The organism is Pseudomonas sp. TWI923, assembly GCF_039673365.1.
GTDB classification, from domain to species: Bacteria; Pseudomonadota; Gammaproteobacteria; order Pseudomonadales; family Pseudomonadaceae; genus Aquipseudomonas; species Aquipseudomonas sichuanensis.
The window spans coordinates 1-17,674 of the sequence record NZ_JBDJLM010000093.1 but is presented as its reverse complement, the minus strand read 5'-3'; the positions used below and the strand labels follow the sequence as shown (position 1 = coordinate 17,674).

The 17,674-nt window shown below is 64.1% G+C and carries 18 protein-coding genes; 8 read left to right on the top strand and 10 right to left on the bottom strand.

Annotated features, from left to right (window positions below):
* Positions 1-75: 75 nt before the first annotated feature.
* Entirely contained in the window at positions 76-1,095 is a 1,020-nt protein-coding gene (locus tag ABE459_RS23405; RefSeq protein ID WP_323830700.1) for a Glu/Leu/Phe/Val dehydrogenase dimerization domain-containing protein, read from the bottom strand.
* Positions 1,096-1,219: 124 nt separating this feature from the next.
* Between ABE459_RS23405 and ABE459_RS23400 the strand changes: the two genes are divergently transcribed.
* The gene (locus tag ABE459_RS23400; RefSeq protein WP_125462636.1) at positions 1,220-2,026 is read left to right on the top strand and encodes a tetratricopeptide repeat protein; all 807 of its coding nucleotides are present in this window, start codon (positions 1,220-1,222) and stop codon (positions 2,024-2,026) included.
* Here the strand turns inward: ABE459_RS23400 and maiA are convergent.
* The 3 genes from maiA to hmgA are packed head-to-tail and all read right to left on the bottom strand — an operon-like array spanning position 2,020 to position 5,262.
* Positions 2,020-2,652: a maleylacetoacetate isomerase gene (gene maiA, locus ABE459_RS23395; RefSeq protein ID WP_258705734.1), complete on the bottom strand. Its 633-nt coding sequence runs from the start codon at positions 2,650-2,652 to the stop codon at positions 2,020-2,022. The genes ABE459_RS23400 and maiA overlap by 7 nt on opposite strands.
* A 12-nt stretch (positions 2,653-2,664) precedes the next feature.
* Entirely contained in the window at positions 2,665-3,957 is a 1,293-nt protein-coding gene (gene fahA, locus ABE459_RS23390; protein ID WP_258644867.1) for a fumarylacetoacetase, read from the bottom strand.
* Between the two features lie 3 nt (positions 3,958-3,960).
* Complete coding sequence (gene hmgA, locus ABE459_RS23385; protein WP_323830699.1) at positions 3,961-5,262, bottom strand: homogentisate 1,2-dioxygenase; 1,302 nt, start codon at positions 5,260-5,262, stop codon at positions 3,961-3,963.
* 194 nt (positions 5,263-5,456) lie between these two features.
* Between hmgA and ABE459_RS23380 the strand changes: the two genes are divergently transcribed.
* Positions 5,457-6,230, top strand: a complete 774-nt coding sequence (locus ABE459_RS23380) for an IclR family transcriptional regulator (protein ID WP_323830698.1) — start codon at positions 5,457-5,459, stop codon at positions 6,228-6,230.
* Here ABE459_RS23380 and ABE459_RS23375 read toward each other — a convergent pair.
* The 5 genes from ABE459_RS23375 to ABE459_RS23355 form a co-directional block, all read right to left on the bottom strand.
* Positions 6,227-9,385, bottom strand: coding sequence for a DUF6543 domain-containing protein (locus tag ABE459_RS23375; protein WP_323830697.1), 3,159 nt, complete (start codon positions 9,383-9,385; stop codon positions 6,227-6,229). The two genes, ABE459_RS23380 and ABE459_RS23375, sit on opposite strands and share 4 nt — an antisense overlap.
* Positions 9,386-9,851: 466 nt before the next feature.
* A complete protein-coding gene (locus tag ABE459_RS23370) occupies positions 9,852-10,766 on the bottom strand; it encodes an SDR family oxidoreductase (protein WP_323830696.1) in 915 nt (304 codons plus the stop codon).
* A 115-nt stretch (positions 10,767-10,881) separates the two neighbouring features.
* Positions 10,882-11,787, bottom strand: a complete 906-nt coding sequence (locus ABE459_RS23365) for an alpha/beta hydrolase (RefSeq protein WP_323830695.1) — start codon at positions 11,785-11,787, stop codon at positions 10,882-10,884.
* Between the two features lie 179 nt (positions 11,788-11,966).
* On the bottom strand, positions 11,967-12,653 hold the full coding sequence (locus tag ABE459_RS23360) for an LrgB family protein (protein WP_110991708.1): 687 nt from the start codon (positions 12,651-12,653) through the stop codon (positions 11,967-11,969).
* Positions 12,643-13,029, bottom strand: coding sequence for a CidA/LrgA family protein (locus ABE459_RS23355; RefSeq protein WP_323830694.1), 387 nt, complete (start codon positions 13,027-13,029; stop codon positions 12,643-12,645). The genes ABE459_RS23360 and ABE459_RS23355 overlap by 11 nt, the downstream gene beginning before the upstream one ends.
* A 98-nt stretch (positions 13,030-13,127) precedes the next feature.
* On the opposite strand from ABE459_RS23355, the gene ABE459_RS23350 reads away from it, so the two are divergent.
* A complete protein-coding gene (locus ABE459_RS23350) occupies positions 13,128-14,006 on the top strand; it encodes a LysR family transcriptional regulator (RefSeq protein WP_323830693.1) in 879 nt (292 codons plus the stop codon).
* Between the two features lie 164 nt (positions 14,007-14,170).
* Here ABE459_RS23350 and ABE459_RS23345 read toward each other — a convergent pair whose 3' ends face one another.
* Positions 14,171-14,626, bottom strand: a complete 456-nt coding sequence (locus ABE459_RS23345; protein ID WP_258705727.1) for a flavodoxin — start codon at positions 14,624-14,626, stop codon at positions 14,171-14,173.
* 184 nt (positions 14,627-14,810) lie between these two features.
* On the opposite strand from ABE459_RS23345, the gene ABE459_RS23340 reads away from it, so the two are divergent.
* The 5 genes from ABE459_RS23340 to ABE459_RS23320 all read left to right on the top strand — a co-directional run bounded on the left by ABE459_RS23340 (position 14,811) and on the right by ABE459_RS23320 (position 17,602).
* Entirely contained in the window at positions 14,811-15,428 is a 618-nt protein-coding gene (locus ABE459_RS23340; protein WP_323830692.1) for a hypothetical protein, read from the top strand.
* Positions 15,429-15,620: 192 nt separating this feature from the next.
* A complete protein-coding gene (locus tag ABE459_RS23335) occupies positions 15,621-16,193 on the top strand; it encodes an antibiotic biosynthesis monooxygenase (RefSeq protein ID WP_323830691.1) in 573 nt (190 codons plus the stop codon).
* Positions 16,194-16,269: 76 nt separating this feature from the next.
* Positions 16,270-16,962 (top strand): dihydromonapterin reductase, encoded by a 693-nt coding sequence (gene folM, locus ABE459_RS23330; RefSeq protein ID WP_346648148.1) that lies wholly within the window; start codon positions 16,270-16,272, stop codon positions 16,960-16,962.
* Positions 16,963-16,971: 9 nt separating this feature from the next.
* Positions 16,972-17,268: a DUF1244 domain-containing protein gene (locus ABE459_RS23325; protein WP_110991715.1), complete on the top strand. Its 297-nt coding sequence runs from the start codon at positions 16,972-16,974 to the stop codon at positions 17,266-17,268.
* Positions 17,261-17,602, top strand: coding sequence for a HopJ type III effector protein (locus ABE459_RS23320; RefSeq protein WP_323830690.1), 342 nt, complete (start codon positions 17,261-17,263; stop codon positions 17,600-17,602). Before ABE459_RS23325 ends, ABE459_RS23320 begins: the two co-directional genes overlap by 8 nt.
* Positions 17,603-17,674 lie beyond the last annotated feature (72 nt).

The window sequence follows — 17,674 nt, the reverse complement described above, 5'->3', positions numbered from 1 at the left end:
ATGTGGTAACACTGGGGCCGCTATGCGGCCCTTTCGCGACACAAGGCCGCTCCTACAAAGGTCGCGCAAGCCTTCTCAGCCGTAGAGCAACCTTTCCGCCAGCATCTGCGCCACCCGGGCCGGTGAGCGTTTTTCGGCCTGGGCATGGGCAAACACTTCGGTCAACCGTGTGGGTATCCGCGCCAGGTGCGCGGTGATGGTGCCCAGGTCTTCACCACGATGCTTCAACGCCACGTAGATCAACCCGCCGGCATTGATCACGTAATCTGGCGCATACAGTATCCCGCGGTTCTCCAACTGGTCGGCCACCTGCAAGGTGGTCAGCTGGTTGTTGGCCGAGCCCGCCACCGCTGCGCAGCGCAGTTGCATCACGCTCTGCCCGTTCAGCACCGGCCCTACCCCGCAGGGCGCGAAGATATCGCAGGGGGTGCTGATCAAGGCATCATTGGTCACCGGGTGTGCATTGAGCTGCTCCACCGCCAGGCGCACCTTGCCCGCATCCAGGTCACTGACCAGCAACTCGGCACCCGCCGCATGCAGTTGCTCGGCCAACGCGTAGCCCACATTGCCCAGGCCCTGCACCGCCACCCGCAACCCTTCCAGATTGTCGCTACCCAGACGGGCCATGGACGTTGCGCGGATACCGGCAAACACCCCCATCGCAGCATGGGGCGAGGGATCGCCTGATGCGGTGGTACTGGTGACATGGAGTGTGGACTGGGCGATGCAGTCCATGTCGAGGGTCGAGGTGCCGCTGTCCACGGCAGTGATGAAGTGGCCTTGAAGGGTGTCGACGAAACGGCCGAAAGCTTCGAACAATGCCGCACGGTTCTCCACATGCGGGTTACGCACGATCACCGCCTTGCCACCGCCCATTGGCAACCCCGCCAGGGCGGCCTTGAAGCTCATGCCCTGGGCCAGGCGGATGGCATCGGTCATGGCGCTTTCGTCATCGGCATAGGGCAGGTAGCGGCAACCGCCCATGGCCGGCCCCAGGTGTTCGCTGTGAATAGCCACCACGGCCTTGAGCCCCGTGGGCGGGTCGATGAACAGGTGCAGTGACTGGGTGCGGGTACTTTGCATGAGGGCGAACATCGACGGGCTCCCCCGAGAGGTGCTCCTACCAGTATAGGCAGGCGCATAAGGGCCGCCGCGCGGGCGGACCACTGGACGAAAGCCGGTGCCAGGGCTAATAGTACAAGCGTGATGGAGAGTCCCCATGAACCCACGCCAAGCCTGCCTGGCCTGCCTGCAACGCGAACCGGCCGCCCTGCTGGAAGCCGCCCTGTGGATAGCCGCCGAACACGATCACAGCGTCGACCCCTCGATCGGCCTGGCGCGCGTGCACGAGCTGCAGTGCGAGGTCAGTAGCCATCTGCCGATGCTGCCCCTGAACGAACTGGCCCAGCCGCTGCTGCGCCAGCTCAACGCCCTGGGCTTCCAGCAGGATGAGTACCACCCGCTGCGCCCGCACGTAGCGCTGATGGACAAGGTGCTGCAGCGCCGCCGTGGGCAGCCGCTGCTGCTGGCCATACTCGCCCTGGAACTGGCCCGGCACCTGTCAATCCCGCTCGAAGGGGTCAACTTTCCCGGCCACTTCCTGTTGCGCGTACCCGGGGCCGATCACCTGCTCGACCCCTGTGGCGGGCGCCGCCTCTACCCCAACGACTGCCGCGAACTGCTCGCCCGCCAGTTCGGTGCACAGATGCCGTTGAGTGCCGAACACCTGCGCAGCGCTTCACCGATGCAGATGCTCCAGCGCCTGTCGCGCAACCTGCGCCAGCTGCACAGCAGCAACGACAACGACCTTGCCGCACTCATCGATGCCGAACGGGTGATGCAACTGGGCCCGGTGCAGGTCAGCGACTACCTGGCCCGGGCCACGCTCTACCAGCACCTTGAGTGCCCCCAGGCCGAACGCTTCGACCTGGAGCACGCGCTGCTGCTGACCGACGACCCGATCCAGCGCCTGAAACTGAGCGAACGGCTCGGCCAACTACCGTCGACCAAGCGCTCGATTCACTGAGCCGGCGTGTCCACCTGGCGTGCCGGGTGGGCCTTGGCAAACGCCGGATGCGCCTCGGCCAGTGCCGCTACCCTACGAATGCGCGGGTAGCCGCCCAAGTCGATGTTGAAGCGCTCGGCCGCGTACAGCTGCGGGATCAGGTAGACATCGGCCAGCCCCGGCGTGGCACCGAAGCAGAAGCCCTCATCGCCAATCAATTGCTCCACCGCCGCCAGCCCCTGGCCGATCCAGTGGGCGATCCACTGATTGACCTGCGTCTCATCGTGCCCCAGCTGGCGCAACTGGTTGAGCACACTGACGTTGTGCAACGGGTGCACGTCGCAACCGATGATCGCCGCCACACCGCGCACCTTGGCACGCGCCTCGGCAGCGGCCGGCAGCAGCGCCGGCAGTGGATAGGCCTCCTCCAGGTACTCGATGATCGCCGGCGACTGCACCAACAGCTCGCCGCCGTCGGTGCGCAGGGCGGGCACCCGCCCTTGCGGGTTGAGCGCCAGATAGTCATCGCCGCGCTGCTCGCCCTTGAGCAGGTTGACCGGCTGGGCCTGGTAGTCCAGGCCCTTGAGCGCCAGGGCGATGCGCACCCGGTACGACGAAGTGGACCGATAGTAGGTAAACAGCTCCATCGCCCTGCCCCCTCAGTTGGCCGCGACGATGGTGCCGCGGCACTCGCCGAAGCCGATGCTGGCTACGCCATCGCGCACGCAACGGGCCCGCAGGATGACCTCGTCACCGTCCTCGAGGAACTTGCGCACCTCGCCACTGGCCAGCTCCACCGGGTGCTTGCCGCCCTCGGTAATCTCCAGCAGGCTGCCGAACGAGCCCGGCGTGGCGCCCGACAGGGTGCCCGAACCGAACAGGTCGCCCGGCTGCAGCTGGCAACCGTTGACGCTGTGGTGGGCAACCATCTGTGCCACGGTCCAGTACATGCTGCGGGTGCTGCTCAGGGTCAGGCGATGGGCCGGCAGGTTCTGCTCGCGCATGCGCTCGGTCAGCAGCAGCACCTCGAGCTCGATATCAAAGGCGCCGCCGGCCTGGTCACGGCTGTCCAGCAGGTACGACAGCGGCTGCGGGTCACCCTCCGGGCGCGCCGGCTGGGCGCAGCGGAACGGCTCGAGCGCTTCGGCGGTCACCACCCAGGGCGACACGGTGCTGATGAAGCTCTTGGACAGGAACGGCCCCAGCGGCTGGTACTCCCAAGCCTGGATATCGCGGGCCGACCAATCGTTGAGCAGGCAGAAGCCGGCCACGTGCTCGGCGGCATCGCCAATCGGGATCGGCTGGCCCAGGTCATTGCCCTGGCCGATCCAGATGCCCAGCTCCAGCTCGTAGTCCAGGCGCGCGCAGGGGCCGAAACTTGGCTCGGTCTGCCCGGCCGGCAGGGTCTGGCCCTTGGGCCGGCGTACATCGGCACCGGAGGGGCGAATGGTCGAGGCGCGGCCGTGGTAGCCGATCGGCACGTGCTTGTAGTTGGGCAGCAGCGGGTTGTCCGGGCGGAACAGCTTGCCGACGTTCTTCGCATGCTCGATGCCCACGTAGAAATCGGTGTAGTCGCCGATCTTCGCCGGCAGGTGCAACTGGCAGGTGCTGGCTGGGTACAAGGCAGCGCTAAGCGCGGCCTGGTGTTCACTCCCCTCCCCCAACAGCACCAGCAGGCGCTCGCGCAAGGCGACCCGCGCCGGGCGGCCGAGGGCAAAGAAGGCATTCAGTGCGCCGCCCATGGTGGCCTCGACTGCGGCCTTGGCCTCACCGTCGAACAACCCGGCAGCCAGCACGGCCTCAAGGTCGAGGATGGCGTCGCCGATGGCCACGCCGCAACGTGGCGCCTGCCCCGGGCGGCTGAAGATGCCCAGCGGCAGGTTCTGCAGCGGGAAATCGCTGTGCCCGTTGGCGTGCTCGACCCAGCTACGGGCAATGGCGGTGTGGTTCATCGGTTATCTCCGGTTCGGGTTGAAGGTGCTCGGCAAGGTGGCCCAGCAACTATCGTAGTCGGCCTGCAATTGCGGGCTGTCGAGGGCCTGACGGCTCGGGCGCAGCACTTGGCTGGTCTCGAACATGAAGGCCATGGTGTCGTCGATCTTGTGCGGCGCAAGGTCTGCGGCGATGGCTTTGTCGCAGGTCTCGGCGTCCGGCCCGTGGGCGCTCATCACGCCATGCAGCGAAGCGCCGCCTGGCAGGAAGCCTTCGGCCTTGGCGTCGTAGGCCCCCTGGATCAGGCCCATGAATTCGTTCATCAGGTTGCGGTGGAACCATGGCGGACGGAAGGTGTTCTCGGCCACCATCCAGCGCGGCGGGAAAATCACGAAGTCCATGTTGGCCATGCCATGCACGCTGGTGGGCGAGGTCAGCACGGTGAAGATCGACGGGTCGGGGTGGTCGAAGCTGACCGTGCCGATGGTGTTGAAGCGGCGCAGGTCGTACTTGTAGGGCACGTTGGTGCCGTGCCAGGCGACCACGTCCAGCGGCGAGTGGGAGAGCTCACAGGCCCAGTGTTCGCCGAGGAATTTCTGCACCAGTTGCACCGGCCCGCTGGTTTCTTCGTAGTGGGCCACCGGGGTGAGGAAGTCACGCGGGTTGGCCAGGCCGTTGCTGCCGATCGGGCCGAGGTCCGGGATGCGCAGCGGCGCGCCGTGGTTTTCGGCGATGTAGCCGCGGGCCTGGGCATCAAGCAGTTCGACCCGGAATTTCATGCCACGCGGGATGACCGCAATCTCCAGCGGCGCCACGTCCAGCACGCCCAGCTCGGTGGCGATGCGCAGGCGGCCCTGTTCGGGCACCAGCAGCAGTTCACCGTCGGCGTTGAAGAACACCCGCTCCATGGAACGGTTGGCGCGGTAGATGTAGATGCTCACGCCGGCCGGCTTTTCCGCAGCCGAGTTGGCCACCATCGGCAACCAGCCGTCAATGAAGTCGGTGGGTTCGGGCGGGATCGGCTGGGGGTTCCAGCGCAGGCGATTGGGGGTGATGGCGCCCAGGGCGCCGGCCAGCGGCTGGCGCTCCAGGCGCTCGAAGCGTGGGTGCAATGCCGACGGGCGAATGCGGTACAGCCAGGTGCGGCGCAGTTCGCTGCGGGCCATGGTGAACGCGGTGCCCGACAACAGCTCGGCGTACAGCCCGTAGGGCGCCTTCTGCGGCGAGTTCTGCCCGACCGGCAGCGCGCCGGGCAAGGCTTCGCTGGCGAATTCGTTGCCGAAACCGCTCAGGTACTCAAGTTCAGGTGAGGTGTCGCGGGTCATCTCGGTGCCTCCGGGCTGCTCAGAGCCGTCATGGGCAGCTGGCTGCGAAGCCCGATCCTGAAACCGGCACCTGGGGCGGCAGCGCGTCTGCATTGTTATTTTCGTAATCAGATTACGAATAACGTAATTTGCTCCCGTGCAGGCGTCAAGCTATAAAGGCGCCACCCCGTAAAATCTGGATAGATGTGTCCCCCATGGCCAAAGCCAGCAGCACCGACAACGGCAAACAGAAGGTCCGCTCGGCGGAAGTCGGCACCGACATCCTCAAGGCCCTGGCCGAACTCTCCCCTTCCACCTCGCTTTCGCGCCTTGCCGAACATGTGCAGATGCCGGCGAGCAAGGTCCACCGTTACCTGCAGGCCCTGATTTCAAGCGGCTTCGCCGAACAGGACGCGGCCACCAACCATTACGGGCTGGGCCGCGAGGCCTTGCGGGTGGGGATGGCGGCGCTGGGCAGCATCGATGTGCTGAAAGTCGCGGCCCTGCCGCTGTCGCAACTGCGCGACGAGCTCAACGAAAGCTGTTTCATCGCCGTATGGGGTAACCAGGGCGCGACGGTGGTCAGCATCGAGCCGGCGGTGCGCGCAGTGACTGTGGTGACACAGATCGGCTCGGTGCTGCCGCTACTGAGTTCGTCCACCGGGCTGGTGTTCGCCGCCCATTTGCCCGAGCGGGAAACCATCGAGTTGCGCGACCAGGAACTGGCTGCGCGGCAGCAGAATGCCGACGACTACACGGCGCTGCTGGAACAGATTCGCCAGAGCGGCCTGCACCACGTGCACGGCCTGCTGATGCCCGGGGTGGACGCCCTGTCCGCCCCGGTATTCAACGCCATGGGCCAGATCGCCGCAGTGATGACCGTGGTCGGTCCGACCTCGATCTTCCACGCTGATGAACAGGGACCTGCGGCGCAGCGCCTGCTGGCGGCGGTGGAAGCTGTCAGCAGACGCATGGGTTACCAGCCTTAGCCCGGCAGGCAATCAGGCCCCCGTCCCAGGGAGATGTAGGCGGTATAGTGCAGCAGCTCCCGATCGAATTTCTTGTTGAGCCCCGAAACGACTGCACCGCCAATTGTCGTGGCAATTCGTCTTTCCAGCTTGTGGGTCAGGATTAACTCCTTGAGCTTGAGGAACCTAGGCGACGAGGGGCCCGGGAACAAGCGCGACCAGACTTTCATGACCGGTTCGATGAGTACCACCTGGGCCAACGGTTTCAACGCATCGACAATACCAGGGAAGGCGAGCGCACCGGACACATAGAGCTTGATCGCTTCGAAGTGCTCACCATCGCGAAGCGCCACCGCCGCCTTGTAGAAGGCATAAACTGCATCGACGAAAGCAATGGCCAGCCGCGCCGGCGGAAATGGCAGTGTCACGATCTTGAGGATCGTCCACAGCTGCGAGTAGATCTGCCGGCCGATACGCGCCAGCACACCTAGGGCATTGCTTTCGGCCTCGTTGAGCAACTGCCGCAGTTGACCGCGTAGCGAAGCCCCCAGGTGATCAATATCGCGGTAGCTCCTCAGCGAAAATAATATGCGCTCATACCCCTTGAGCCCCGTCGGATCGTCCTCGTTGTCGTTACCGACATCCCTGATCAGCGCATGAATCTTTTCCTCCTGTGCCACCGGGATATGCTGGAATAGCCAATCCTGGATGTCGTCCCCTTGCCATTGCTGGGCAAAGTCCCATGCAGTCAGCAAAGACCGTCCTCGTGGACCATCGCTCAGATAGACCAACGTGCCTCGCGCCGCAGACGATTGGAGCAAGTAAGCCCCTTGAATAGGGCAACCGTTGATCCTCAGCTCGGCCAGCTTGCAGTCTTCGATGAAACTGCCCTCTTCGAACTGCGCGCACACCTCGGATAGCCATTGGACATGCGCCGGATCCTTGAGTGATCCACGCATGATCTCGACCAGGCAATCATGTTGCATGGTCAGCCCCAACAGGTACCGATGCAGTTCCAGAACAGGCGTGTCGATCCGATCATCCGGCCCAAGGTAGAGCCGCTCCAGTTCGGCCTGGTAATTGATCTGGATCGTGCGCTGACGCATGCGTCGCTCGATCGCCATTCGGTTCAGATGCGAAAGGTTCTGCCCAACGGTTGAGTGAAGCCCGGCAACCCTGGGCGTGAAGAAGCTCTCACCGGATTCGATCAGCAGGCTCACCAGCGCCTGCCGTTTACCGTTGCGTTGCTCGACCACGACAGTATCGGGGTCGATCCATGGCCCTACGCCTCCCACATTGAGCAGGTCATCCGCAGCCTTGCGGAAATACACTTCGGCAGTGGGGACCTTTACAGCAGCCTGATATTCCAACGCCAGTACCCGCATCTCATGGCCCAGGTCCGTCACACGCTGCAACTTGATTGCGTCGCCATGGGGATACACTTCAGGCCTGATCGCTTTGAGATCATCCTGGATTTTCTCCTTTTTCATTACCGCCCAGGTACCAACCACTTCCTCCCAGCCTTCGGCTTGCGCGTCTTGCAACGCCACGGTCTGCTCAGACCAGGCTGACGGCAGACGCTGGATAAGCTGAAGGAACTTGCCCAGCTCCAGACGCTCGTCGTGCAGCCCATGCTTCAACAGGTAGGCATGCCCCTGCGCGCTGGCAGTCAACTCACCCACGCCGAAGCTCAATGCCTCCAGCGACGTGAAGAAGCGAAAATCACCTTTCGGCGAGCCAGGCGCGTAGAGGAGGTATCCATTGTCGTTGCTCAGGCACAGGTGATCGGTGAGGGCAAACTGATGATCGTCGTGCAGGATGCTCAGCCCCGAGATCTCCATCGACAATCCTGTCCAGTCGTTTTCCAAGGCGGCCTCGAGCAGTGCCACCCCACGCCGGTCGAGCCCTTGATAGTCAGCTGCCTGGATTGCGAGCCGCAGCTTGGCGTCCAGCGTCTCGTGCAACAGTGCGTCAGCAATATCTCCCTGGTAAGCGTTCTCGACCATTTCGGCGTAGCTCGCTTGAAGGTCCAGCGCTTGCGCCATTTGCACCAGATGCTCCGGTGTCAACACATCCCGCAGCTCTTCACTGGCGCACTCCACCTGCAGACGCCCCCCAAGGTAGGCGCCGCCACATACCCACTCCAGCAAGCTGGTCGTCTGCGTCTGCGCCTCTGCGACGAAGTCATGGCTGACATGCAGTTCGATGTCTTGCGCGGAAGTACCCGTGACACCGGCAGCCATGAGCCATTCGTTCATCGTCTCCAGGGCATACCCGTGGAAGTCGGTGTGCTTGGTGTGCTGCACAAGGGCTTCCTGCGCCTGGGTCAGCGCCTTGTCGAGCTCGGCGATTCGCTCCCGCTCTTGGTCCGACAGGTAGCGCATCCACTCCGGCATCCGTCTGCGCCGGAAGGATTCGAACAGGTCAGCCACCGCCTTCTGTGTCCGCTCGACCAGCGGGTACATTGACACCGCTGACTCGATATCACCCGCCTCCTCCTGCAAGGCCTGCTCGACCAGCCATGCCTGTAGCCCCTGCATGTCACGGATCAGATAGTCTTCAAATGGTTCGCCCAGTGGTTCGAACTCAAGCTCGACGGAGTCCGCGCTCGACAAAGCCTCATGCTCTTCCGGCAGCAAGTTAGCTAACCATTGCTGATCCTGCTTCAAACCCCAAAGCATCTGCTCGGCCAAGTTCTGATCTATAGCGAACCACTTACCCAGACCCAAGCCGTAGACCACTTTGGGCGCCTCGCTGTCAGCCCCAGGCGCAAGCATCGCCACGCATCCCGGAATCCGAATGCTCATGTCGTCCTGTGTACGCAGCGAGACGGAAGCGATGACCGGGTTGGCCTGGTCATTGGGCAACAGTGCCTCGATGGCCAGCCTTTCAGAACGGCGTTGTATCGCCCAGGCCTGGAGCTCAAGCTCCACGTGATGCTGAAGCTGCCGGGATAACACCTCCGACTGCTCCGACCACCACTGCTCGACTTCCTCGGGAGGCCTTGGCGCGCTGCTCAGCTGTGCCTGGAGCGCCAGCGTGCTCAAGGCCAGTGCGCCGAGCACATCGTCCTGGAATTGCTTTGCCTGCGTACCAGTGCAACTCAGGTTGGCAGCACCGAGCATCTGCTCGGGAAAGCCTGCGGTATCGGCCAGGGAAAACGGCTCGAAGTTCATGTTCACTCTCCAATATTTGCGTAGGAGCCTGGACAATGAACAATGTGAAAGAGGGAAAGAGGATGGAAAGTCTGACAGGCCAAAGTTCAACTAGCCTACGCAGGCTGAAGACTGCTCTGGATCTACAGCCCGAAACCGGAGGGATTATCACGGACGATGTAATAGAGAATGTCAGAAGCCGGTATTTTTCCCACTGCAACAAGTGCTTATTCTTACCTCACTGGTCGGCACGAAGCGCTCTCCCCCCCGCCTTTCGGGCCACCATGGTTCACCGACGTTGATTTTGAAGCTCCTTGATCTACGTCTCGATTGGCCGCTGCGGTTGCAGCGGCCTTTTTTATTCTGCAAGAATCACCCGGGATCTGCTGGCGAGCGATGCACAAGATTACCGGCATTATCATGCCTTTGGAGATCTGCACTGGCCTATTCGCCGGCAAGATCGGCCACCGCAAGAAATACGGGTGGATCACGCCAACGGAAACCGCTGCAAGTTCGCCATCATCTGCTGCAGCGCCTGGAAACTGTCCTGCGGGTGGCTCGCGCCTTCGAAATCACCGATCCGCCCCCAGTTGGCCGCCACCTGCTCCGGCGTGAAACCCTCTCGCGGATCGAAGCCCACGCCCTGGCTGCGCTCCCAGCGCACCTTGCCCACCCAGCCACCGCCCACCTCGAACAGCTGGCCGCTGTCCTGGCATTGCTCGCTGCCGAGAAACACCACCAACGGGCTGATCAATTCGGGCTTGAGCTGCTCGAACACCTGAGGCGGGATCAGCCCCTCGGTCATGCGGGTACCGCCGGTAGGGGCGATGGCATTGACCAGGATGCCGTGCTTGCGCCCCTCGATGGCCAGGGTACGGGTCAGGCCGTACAGGCCAAGCTTGGCCATGCCGTAGTTGGCCTGGCCGAAATTGCCGTAGATGCCCGAGGTGGACGAGGTGAAGATCACCCGCCCCCAGTTTTGCCCGCGCAGATGCGGCCAGGCGGCGTGGGTGACTTTGTAGGCACCCTCGACATGCACCCGGTAAACCAGCTCCCAATCGCTGTCTTCCATCTTGTGAAAGGTCTTGTCGCGCAGGATGCCGGCGTTGTTCACCAGCACATCGACCCGGCCAAAGCTGTCCAGGGCCTGTTCGACGATACGCGCACCATCGGTCACCGAGTCGTGGTTGGCCACCGCCGTGCCGCCAGCGGCGAGGATTTCTTCGACCACCCGGTCAGCCGCCGACACGTTGGCGCCCTCGCCGTGGCTGCTGCCACCCAGGTCGTTGACCACCACCTTCGCCCCGTGCCTGGCGAACAACAGTGCATGGGCCCGGCCCAGGCCGCCACCGGCCCCTGTGACGATCACCACGCGATCTTGCAGACTTACCGGTTCGCTCATGCTCAAGGCTCCAGGTAGATGAAGGATGCGCGCAGTGTCGGCCAGCCCTCGCCGCCCGACAATCAAGCGCGCCCCGGCGAATGCCGGGGGATAACCCATGGCGATGATCGCCCGGTCACGACCAGGCGACTTTCTGTGGCACGTAGCTCAGCGGTTGTTCACGAAAGGCCAGGTAGTGGCGCAGTACCTGCACCGGCGCTTCGGTGTGCGGGTAGTGGCCGATGCCCTGCAACAACACGGTGTCCGGCTCGGGCACCACTTGCCGGTAGCGTTCGACCATGTGCGCGCCGGACAGCGGGTCGACCGCACCATTGATGAAGCGCAGCCGCACGCCTTCGCGCTGCAGGGCACCGACCCAGCGCTCGCGTTGCGCCCGGCGCTCGGGCATGAAGTTGATCAGCTTGTGCAGGATGCGCTGGCCACCGTTGGCGGCGATCAGGCTCCAGCAGTCGTCCAGCGCACTTTCGCTGGGGTGGGTGCAGGGCCCGTAGACCTGGGTGACATTACGCACCAGGTCGTCGCGCCCGAACGAGCGCCCCACCAGCCAGCCAAGGCGGCTGAGCAGCAGTTTCTGGATCAGCAGCACGCGGCAGCTCTCGGGGAACAGGCCGCTGTTGAGGAACACGCAGCTGGCGACCTGCAGGCGTTGCTCGTGGTGCCGGGCCAGCAGTTCCTGGGCGACACTGCCGCCATAGTCATGGGCCAGCAAGTGCACCGGCTGGTCGATCTTCAGGTGCTCCAGCAGCGCCTGCTGCAGGTCGGCCTGCTCCAGCAGGCTGTAGTCGTGGTCTGCGGGCTTGGCCGAATCGCCGAAGCCGAGCATGTCGCAGGCCACTACGCGAAAGCGTTGGGTGAGCGGTACCCACAGGTAGTGCCAATCCCAGCTGGCGGTGGGGAAACCGTGTAGCAATAGCAGAGGCTCTCCTTGCCCTGCCGTCCAGTAGCGGATGCTCTGGCCCCGGAAGGTGAAACCCTGGCTCCGGGTGCGCCAGACGCACAATGGAATCTCGGCCAGAGGCATCAGGGTCGTCCCGGTATTGGTGTTTGAGTGTCGGAATAGGGCAAGGCTGCGTTCATTGCAAGTTACCTCGGCACATACATGTGCTCTCTATGTCGAGGCTCAGTCTAGAAGCCAATACGAAGGTGTTAAGTCGCCTTGGCAGCCAGCCTGATGACCGTGCGAGTCAGTGGCACGAACGGTCAGAACAGCATCACCAGCAGCGGCGCGGCAAACAGGTTGAGCAGCCCGGTGAGGACCATGACCAGGCCGGCCACCGAACCCTCTTCGCGGCCCACTTCCTGGGCCCGGCTCACGCCCGCGCCATGGGCGCCGACACCGAACAGCGCGCCCCGCGCCAGCGGCGTGCGCAGTGGCAGCCAGCGCAGCAGAACGCCGCCAAACACCGCCCCCAGCACGCCGGTGAACATCACGAACACCGCGGTCAGTTCCGGTACACCTCCCAGGTCCTGGGCCACCGGCATGGCAAACGGGGTGGTGATGGAGCGCGGCAGCAACGACAGGCTGACCGACTCGTCCAGCGCCAGCAGGTGCGCCAGCCCCCAGGAGCTGCCGATCGAGGCGACGCTGCCGGCCAGCATGCCCACCAGCAACGCCGGCCAGTGCCGCGCCAACAGTGCCCGCTGCTGCCAGATCGGCACGGCGAAGGCCACCGTCACCGGGCCCAGCACGCCCATCAGCCAATGGGTGTTGCGCGCATATTCGGCGTAGGCGGTGTGCAGCGGCACGGCCACCGCCAGCAACAGTGCCGGCACCAGGATCAGTGGCGACAGCAGGTAGCGCCCACTGCGCCGGTACAGCCAGCGGCTGCCCACATAGGCGGCCAAAGTGAGCGCCAGCCAGAACAATGACTTGGGTTCAAGGTTCATGGCGCAGCCTCAAGCGGCACACCAACTCGACCGTCGCGGCGGTGACCACCATCACCAGCAGGGTACTTACCGCGATCACCAGCAAGATGCGCCAGCCTTCGCTGCGCAACAGGCTGCCGTAGTCCAGCAGGCTCATCAGCGCGGGGATGAAGAACAGCAACATCTCGGCCATCAGCCATCCGGCACCCAATTGCAGGGTGGCGGGCTTGAGCAGGCCTGTGGCGAACAGCATGAGCAGCAGCGCCAGGCCCATCACCCCGCCGGGGATCGGCCAGCCCAGCCAGGTCGCAAGCTGGCCGCCGATCAAAAACAGGGCCAGCAGCACCGCCAGTTCAGCGAGCAGGCGGCAGGTTCTTTTCAGTAATGCAGGGTTCATGGGCACGGTCCTCGACAACGTGCCCAGTGTAAAAGTCGGTCGCAAAGGCCAAAAGCGAATTGTTAGACTGCTCGCCATTCCATAATGGAATTCAGAGCATGGAATTCAAACAGCTGCGCAGCTTCATCGAAGTCGTTCACCGGGGTGGCTTCACCCAGGCCGCGGGCACCCTGCACATCAGCCAGTCGGCAGTGAGCAAGCAGGTCGCCCAGCTGGAGCAGGCCATCGGCCAGCCACTGCTCGAGCGCCAGGGTTCGCAGCTGCTGCTGACCGCCGCCGGGCGCATCGTGCTGGAGCGTGGCGAAGTGTTGCTGCGCCAGCGCCAGGAACTGCTCAACGAACTGGACGATCTTGGCCAGATGGCCCGTGGCGAGCTGCGCCTGGGCCTGCCTTTGCTGGGCAGTGATGCACTGTTTGCCGGGTTGTTCGCCGAGTACCGGCGGCGCTACCCGCAGATTTCGGTGCAACTGCTCGAAGGCGGCAGCCGTATGGTCGAGCAGGCGGTGAAGAGTGGCGAGCTGGAGCTGGGCGGCAGCCTGACGCCGAGCGACCCGGCGTTCGACTACCAACCCTTCTGCAATGAGCCGCTGGATGCCCTGCTGCCCGCCGAGCATGCCCTGGCGGGCCAGGCAGAAGTCGACCTGGCGCAATTGGCCGATACGCCGTTCCTGCTGTACCAACGCAGTTTCATGCTCAATGACCGCCTGCTCAGCGCCTGCCAGCAGGTTGGTTTTACCCCGAAGGAAGGCGGGCGCAGCGGCCAGGCGGACTTTCTTGCCTCGTTGGTGGCGGCGGGCCAAGGGGTGGTGTTGCTGCCGAGGGTGGTCGCGCGGGCCCTGGAGCGGCCCGGGGTGGTGCGCTTGCCGTTGCGCGCACCAGGCGACCTGAGATGGGACATCGCCTTCATCTGGCGACGCGGGGCATACCTGTCACGGGCGGCGCAGGCGTGGTTGGCGTTGTTGCGCGAGCACACCTGAGCGCGCCGAGCTCAAGACCTGCACTCTGCCTGTGGGAGCGGGTTTACCCGCGAAGATGACAACTCGGTACCTGGCACGGGCTATGCCCGTGTTCGCGGGTGAACCCGCTCCCACAGGGTGTGGGAGCGGCGGTGCGCCGATGCGACTTGCCCCGCGACGGGGTGTCAGCCCTGAATGGCTGCGGCAAACTCCGCCAGCCATGGCTCGGCGTCGGCCTCCGGGGTCACGGTCTCGCTGGCATCCAGGCGCAGCATCGGCAGCACCTCACGCACGCCCAGCTCGCCAAACAGCTCGCGCAGCTGCTCGCCACCACCGCAGTAAGTATCGCCGTAGCTGGAGTCGCCCAGGCCGATCACGGCACCCGGCAAGCCACGCCAGGCCGCGGGCAGTACATCGCGAATGACGCTGTACAGCGGCATCAGGTTGTCGGGCAGTTCGCCCATGCCGGTGGTCGAGGTCACCGCCAGCAAGGCCTGCGGGGCAAAGCCCTCGATATCCTGCAGGGTGGCACGGCCTGCATGCCAGGCTTCATGGCCGGCAGCGTTGAGCAGCGACACCGCATGACGGGCGACTTCATCGGCGGTGCCATAGACCGAACCAGAAATAATGGCGACTTTCATCAGGTGAGGATTCCGAAACTGAGTGAAAGCGTAGGATACTAGCACCCGACAGTGGCAAAAGGCCGCCTCCCCCTAAAGTCACAGCCGCGCAAACAATCCGACCAGTGACCTGAACCAAACCCATACACCACTGTCCACCCCCTTGACGTAATCGCCATTACCGATCGCTTCCTCGAGTTCGACCATGCAAGCAGACGCCCTTCTCTCCCAGGACGAGCTGGATTTCATCCAGAACATGCAGCACTCGCCGCAGTTGAACCTGGCCGACCCCATGTCGAGCCTGCTGGTCAATGGCGACCGTCGTCTGAAGGACCTGCTCACCCGCCTGGTGGCCAATGAACAGGTCACGCTGCAGGCCAGCTTCAACAACCAGCAGCTGAGCTTCCCCCTGCAACTGGTCGAAGACGAGTTCCACGCCCTGCACCTGCAACTGGGCTCACCGGACATCTACGAAGACGGCCCCATGCTGCGCCCGTGGCGCCTGTCGCTGGAGCAACCGACAGCATTGCTCGACGCCCACCACCAGGCCAGCGACCTGTGGGTACGGGATATTTCGTTCAAGGGCGTGCTGGTGGAAGTCCACGGACAGAGCAAGGCACCGGCGCATTTCGAGCTGCACTTCGCCGCCGAGGACATCCCGCCGATCGGCCTGCACGGCGTGTTGCGCCGGCGCATCGGCCCCAGGTTGGCCGCCTACGACCTGTCGCACACGCCGGTCGAAGAGATCGAGCGCCTGCGCGAGTACATTCTTCAGGCCCACCGCCAGGCCCACCCCGAGTTGCACGCGCAAGCGAACTTCTGACAGGTTTTCACAGGTTCTGAGACTGCTGGGGGCGCTTTGCGCCCCCTTCGCGACGCAAGGCCGCTCCTACGGTCATCGATGATCGGGCATAATCCGCGCCCGATTCTTGCAAGCATGCCTGCGCCGCCCACCACCCCGGGCCGCATGCCAAGGGGCCGGCTACCCGCCAGCCCCGTCGCCAGGAGATACACGATGTCTACCCACCCCGTCACCCTGATGGTGTCGCGCCGCGCCGCCCATGGCCGCTACCAGGACCTGCTGGCCTGGCTGCACGAAGGCGAACAGCTGGCCACCGACTTCCCCGGCTACCTGGGCTCAGGCATCCTCGCCCCGCCTGCCGAAGGCGATGAATTCCAGATCATCTTCCGCTTCACCAATGAGCAAACCCTGCACGCCTGGGAATATTCAGCCTCGCGTCGCACCTGGTTGCAGCGCGGTGACGGCCTGTTCGAACGCCCCAAAGAGAGGCGCGTCAGCGGCATCGACGACTGGTTCGGCACCAACATGGTGCAAAAACCGCCACGCTGGAAGCAGGCCACGGCTATCTGGCTGGCGTTCTTCCCCGTCTCGTTGCTGTTCAACCTGCTGTTCGGCCACTGGCTTGCGCCACTCGATCTGCTACCGCGGGTGTTGCTCAGCACCCTGGCCCTGACGCCGCTCATGGTGTACCTGTTCATCCCGCTGTCGACGCGCCTGCTGGCCGGCTGGCTGAACCCGGCGCCGCGCTCGGCCACAGACCGCGCCGAAGGCCTGCGCAGCCGCTGAGGCACGGGCTCGCAAGGCGGTGCAGTTCGGGTATGCTGGGGCATCACGCACGGACAGACGGCAGACCGCCCCGAACATGAACAGCCCTATCCTCATTACCGGTGCCAGCCAGCGTGTCGGGCTGGCCCTGGCGCTGGAGCTGGCCCAGGCCGGCCATACGGTGGTCAGCGCCAGCCGCAGCCTCAATGCACACGCGGCGCACCCGAACATCCAGCAGTTCCAGGCCGACCTCACCAACGCCGACGACCGCCAGGCGCTGATCGACCACCTGCACAAGCATTTCGACGGCTTGCGCGCGATCATCCACAACGCCTCGCTGTGGCTCGACGACGGCCTGGACAACCTCGACACCATGTTCCGCCTGCACGTCGAGGCGCCCTACCACCTCAACCTGGCGTTGGGTGAGCTGCTGGGCAAGGTAGACAAGGCCGACATCATCCATATCTGCGACGAGACCTCTTCGCGCGGCAGCAAGAGCCATATCGGCTATGCCGCGACCAAGGCCGCGCTGCAGAACATGGTGCTGTCGTTCGCCGAAAAGTACGCGCCCACGGTGCGCGTCAACGGTATCCTGCCGGGCCTGCTGATCCTCAAAGAGGGTGGCGACGAGCACTATCGCCAGCAGACGCTGAAAAAAGCCCTGCTGGAGTTCGAACCCGGCGCCCGCCCGCTGATCGACGCCGTGCTGTTCCTGCTGCACAGCCAGTACAGCACCGGCAGCCAGGTGGTCATCAACGGTGGCCGCCATCTGAAGAACCGCATGACCTGAGAGACCGCCATGACTCCCCAACAACAGCTCGAACTCGAAGCCGCCGCGTTCCGGCGCCTGGTCGACCATCTGCAAAAGCGCACCGACGTGCAGAACATCGACCTGATGAACCTCTCCGGCTTCTGCCGCAACTGCCTGTCCAAGTGGTACAAGGCCGCCGCCGACGAGCGCCAGGTCGACCTGAGCATGGATGACGCCCGTGAAGCGGTGTACGGCATGCCCTACGCCGAGTGGAAAGCCCAATACCAGAAAGAAGCCAGCGCCGAACAACAGGCGGCGTTCGAACAAGGAAAACCCCGTGACTGACTTGAACACCCTGCGCAGCAGCCTCGCCAGCGGCGAACACGTTTTCGCCGACACCCTGGCGTTCATCGCCGCCAACTACAGCTACCAGCCACAAGCCTTCGACAACGGTGATGTGCACAACGCCGCCGGGCAGAATGAAGGTTCGTGCAAGACCCTGGGCCTGGCCTTGCTGGAAGGCTTGAGCGACCAGGAAGCGCTGCTGGCCTTTGGCGAGCACTACCGTGATGTGGTGGCCACGCCAGAGGGCAGCGACCATGGCAATATCCGTGCGCTGATCAAGCATGGGCTGGCTGGGGTGAAGTTTGCCGAGCAGCCTTTGGCGCGCCTGGCTTGAGACCGCCGGGGCCGCTTTGCGGCCCTTTCGCGGCACAAGGCCACTCCTACAGAGGATCGCATTTCCCTGTAG

Coding starts and splice junctions, on each gene's coding strand:
- ABE459_RS23375 (WP_323830697.1), bottom strand. CDS start 9,385: ATGAACTTCGAGCCGTTTTCCCTGGCCGATACCGCAGGCTTTCCCGAG.
- ABE459_RS23405 (WP_323830700.1), bottom strand. CDS start 1,095: ATGTTCGCCCTCATGCAAAGTACCCGCACCCAGTCACTGCACCTGTTC.
- fahA (WP_258644867.1), bottom strand. CDS start 3,957: ATGAACCACACCGCCATTGCCCGTAGCTGGGTCGAGCACGCCAACGGG.
- ABE459_RS23355 (WP_323830694.1), bottom strand. CDS start 13,029: ATGAACCCTGCATTACTGAAAAGAACCTGCCGCCTGCTCGCTGAACTG.
- ABE459_RS23370 (WP_323830696.1), bottom strand. CDS start 10,766: ATGAGCGAACCGGTAAGTCTGCAAGATCGCGTGGTGATCGTCACAGGG.
- ABE459_RS23380 (WP_323830698.1), top strand. CDS start 5,457: ATGGCCAAAGCCAGCAGCACCGACAACGGCAAACAGAAGGTCCGCTCG.
- ABE459_RS23335 (WP_323830691.1), top strand. CDS start 15,621: ATGTCTACCCACCCCGTCACCCTGATGGTGTCGCGCCGCGCCGCCCAT.
- ABE459_RS23360 (WP_110991708.1), bottom strand. CDS start 12,653: ATGAACCTTGAACCCAAGTCATTGTTCTGGCTGGCGCTCACTTTGGCC.
- ABE459_RS23365 (WP_323830695.1), bottom strand. CDS start 11,787: ATGCCTCTGGCCGAGATTCCATTGTGCGTCTGGCGCACCCGGAGCCAG.
- folM (WP_346648148.1), top strand. CDS start 16,270: ATGAACAGCCCTATCCTCATTACCGGTGCCAGCCAGCGTGTCGGGCTG.
- hmgA (WP_323830699.1), bottom strand. CDS start 5,262: ATGACCCGCGACACCTCACCTGAACTTGAGTACCTGAGCGGTTTCGGC.
- ABE459_RS23400 (WP_125462636.1), top strand. CDS start 1,220: ATGAACCCACGCCAAGCCTGCCTGGCCTGCCTGCAACGCGAACCGGCC.
- ABE459_RS23345 (WP_258705727.1), bottom strand. CDS start 14,626: ATGAAAGTCGCCATTATTTCTGGTTCGGTCTATGGCACCGCCGATGAA.
- maiA (WP_258705734.1), bottom strand. CDS start 2,652: ATGGAGCTGTTTACCTACTATCGGTCCACTTCGTCGTACCGGGTGCGC.
- ABE459_RS23325 (WP_110991715.1), top strand. CDS start 16,972: ATGACTCCCCAACAACAGCTCGAACTCGAAGCCGCCGCGTTCCGGCGC.
- ABE459_RS23350 (WP_323830693.1), top strand. CDS start 13,128: ATGGAATTCAAACAGCTGCGCAGCTTCATCGAAGTCGTTCACCGGGGT.
- ABE459_RS23340 (WP_323830692.1), top strand. CDS start 14,811: ATGCAAGCAGACGCCCTTCTCTCCCAGGACGAGCTGGATTTCATCCAG.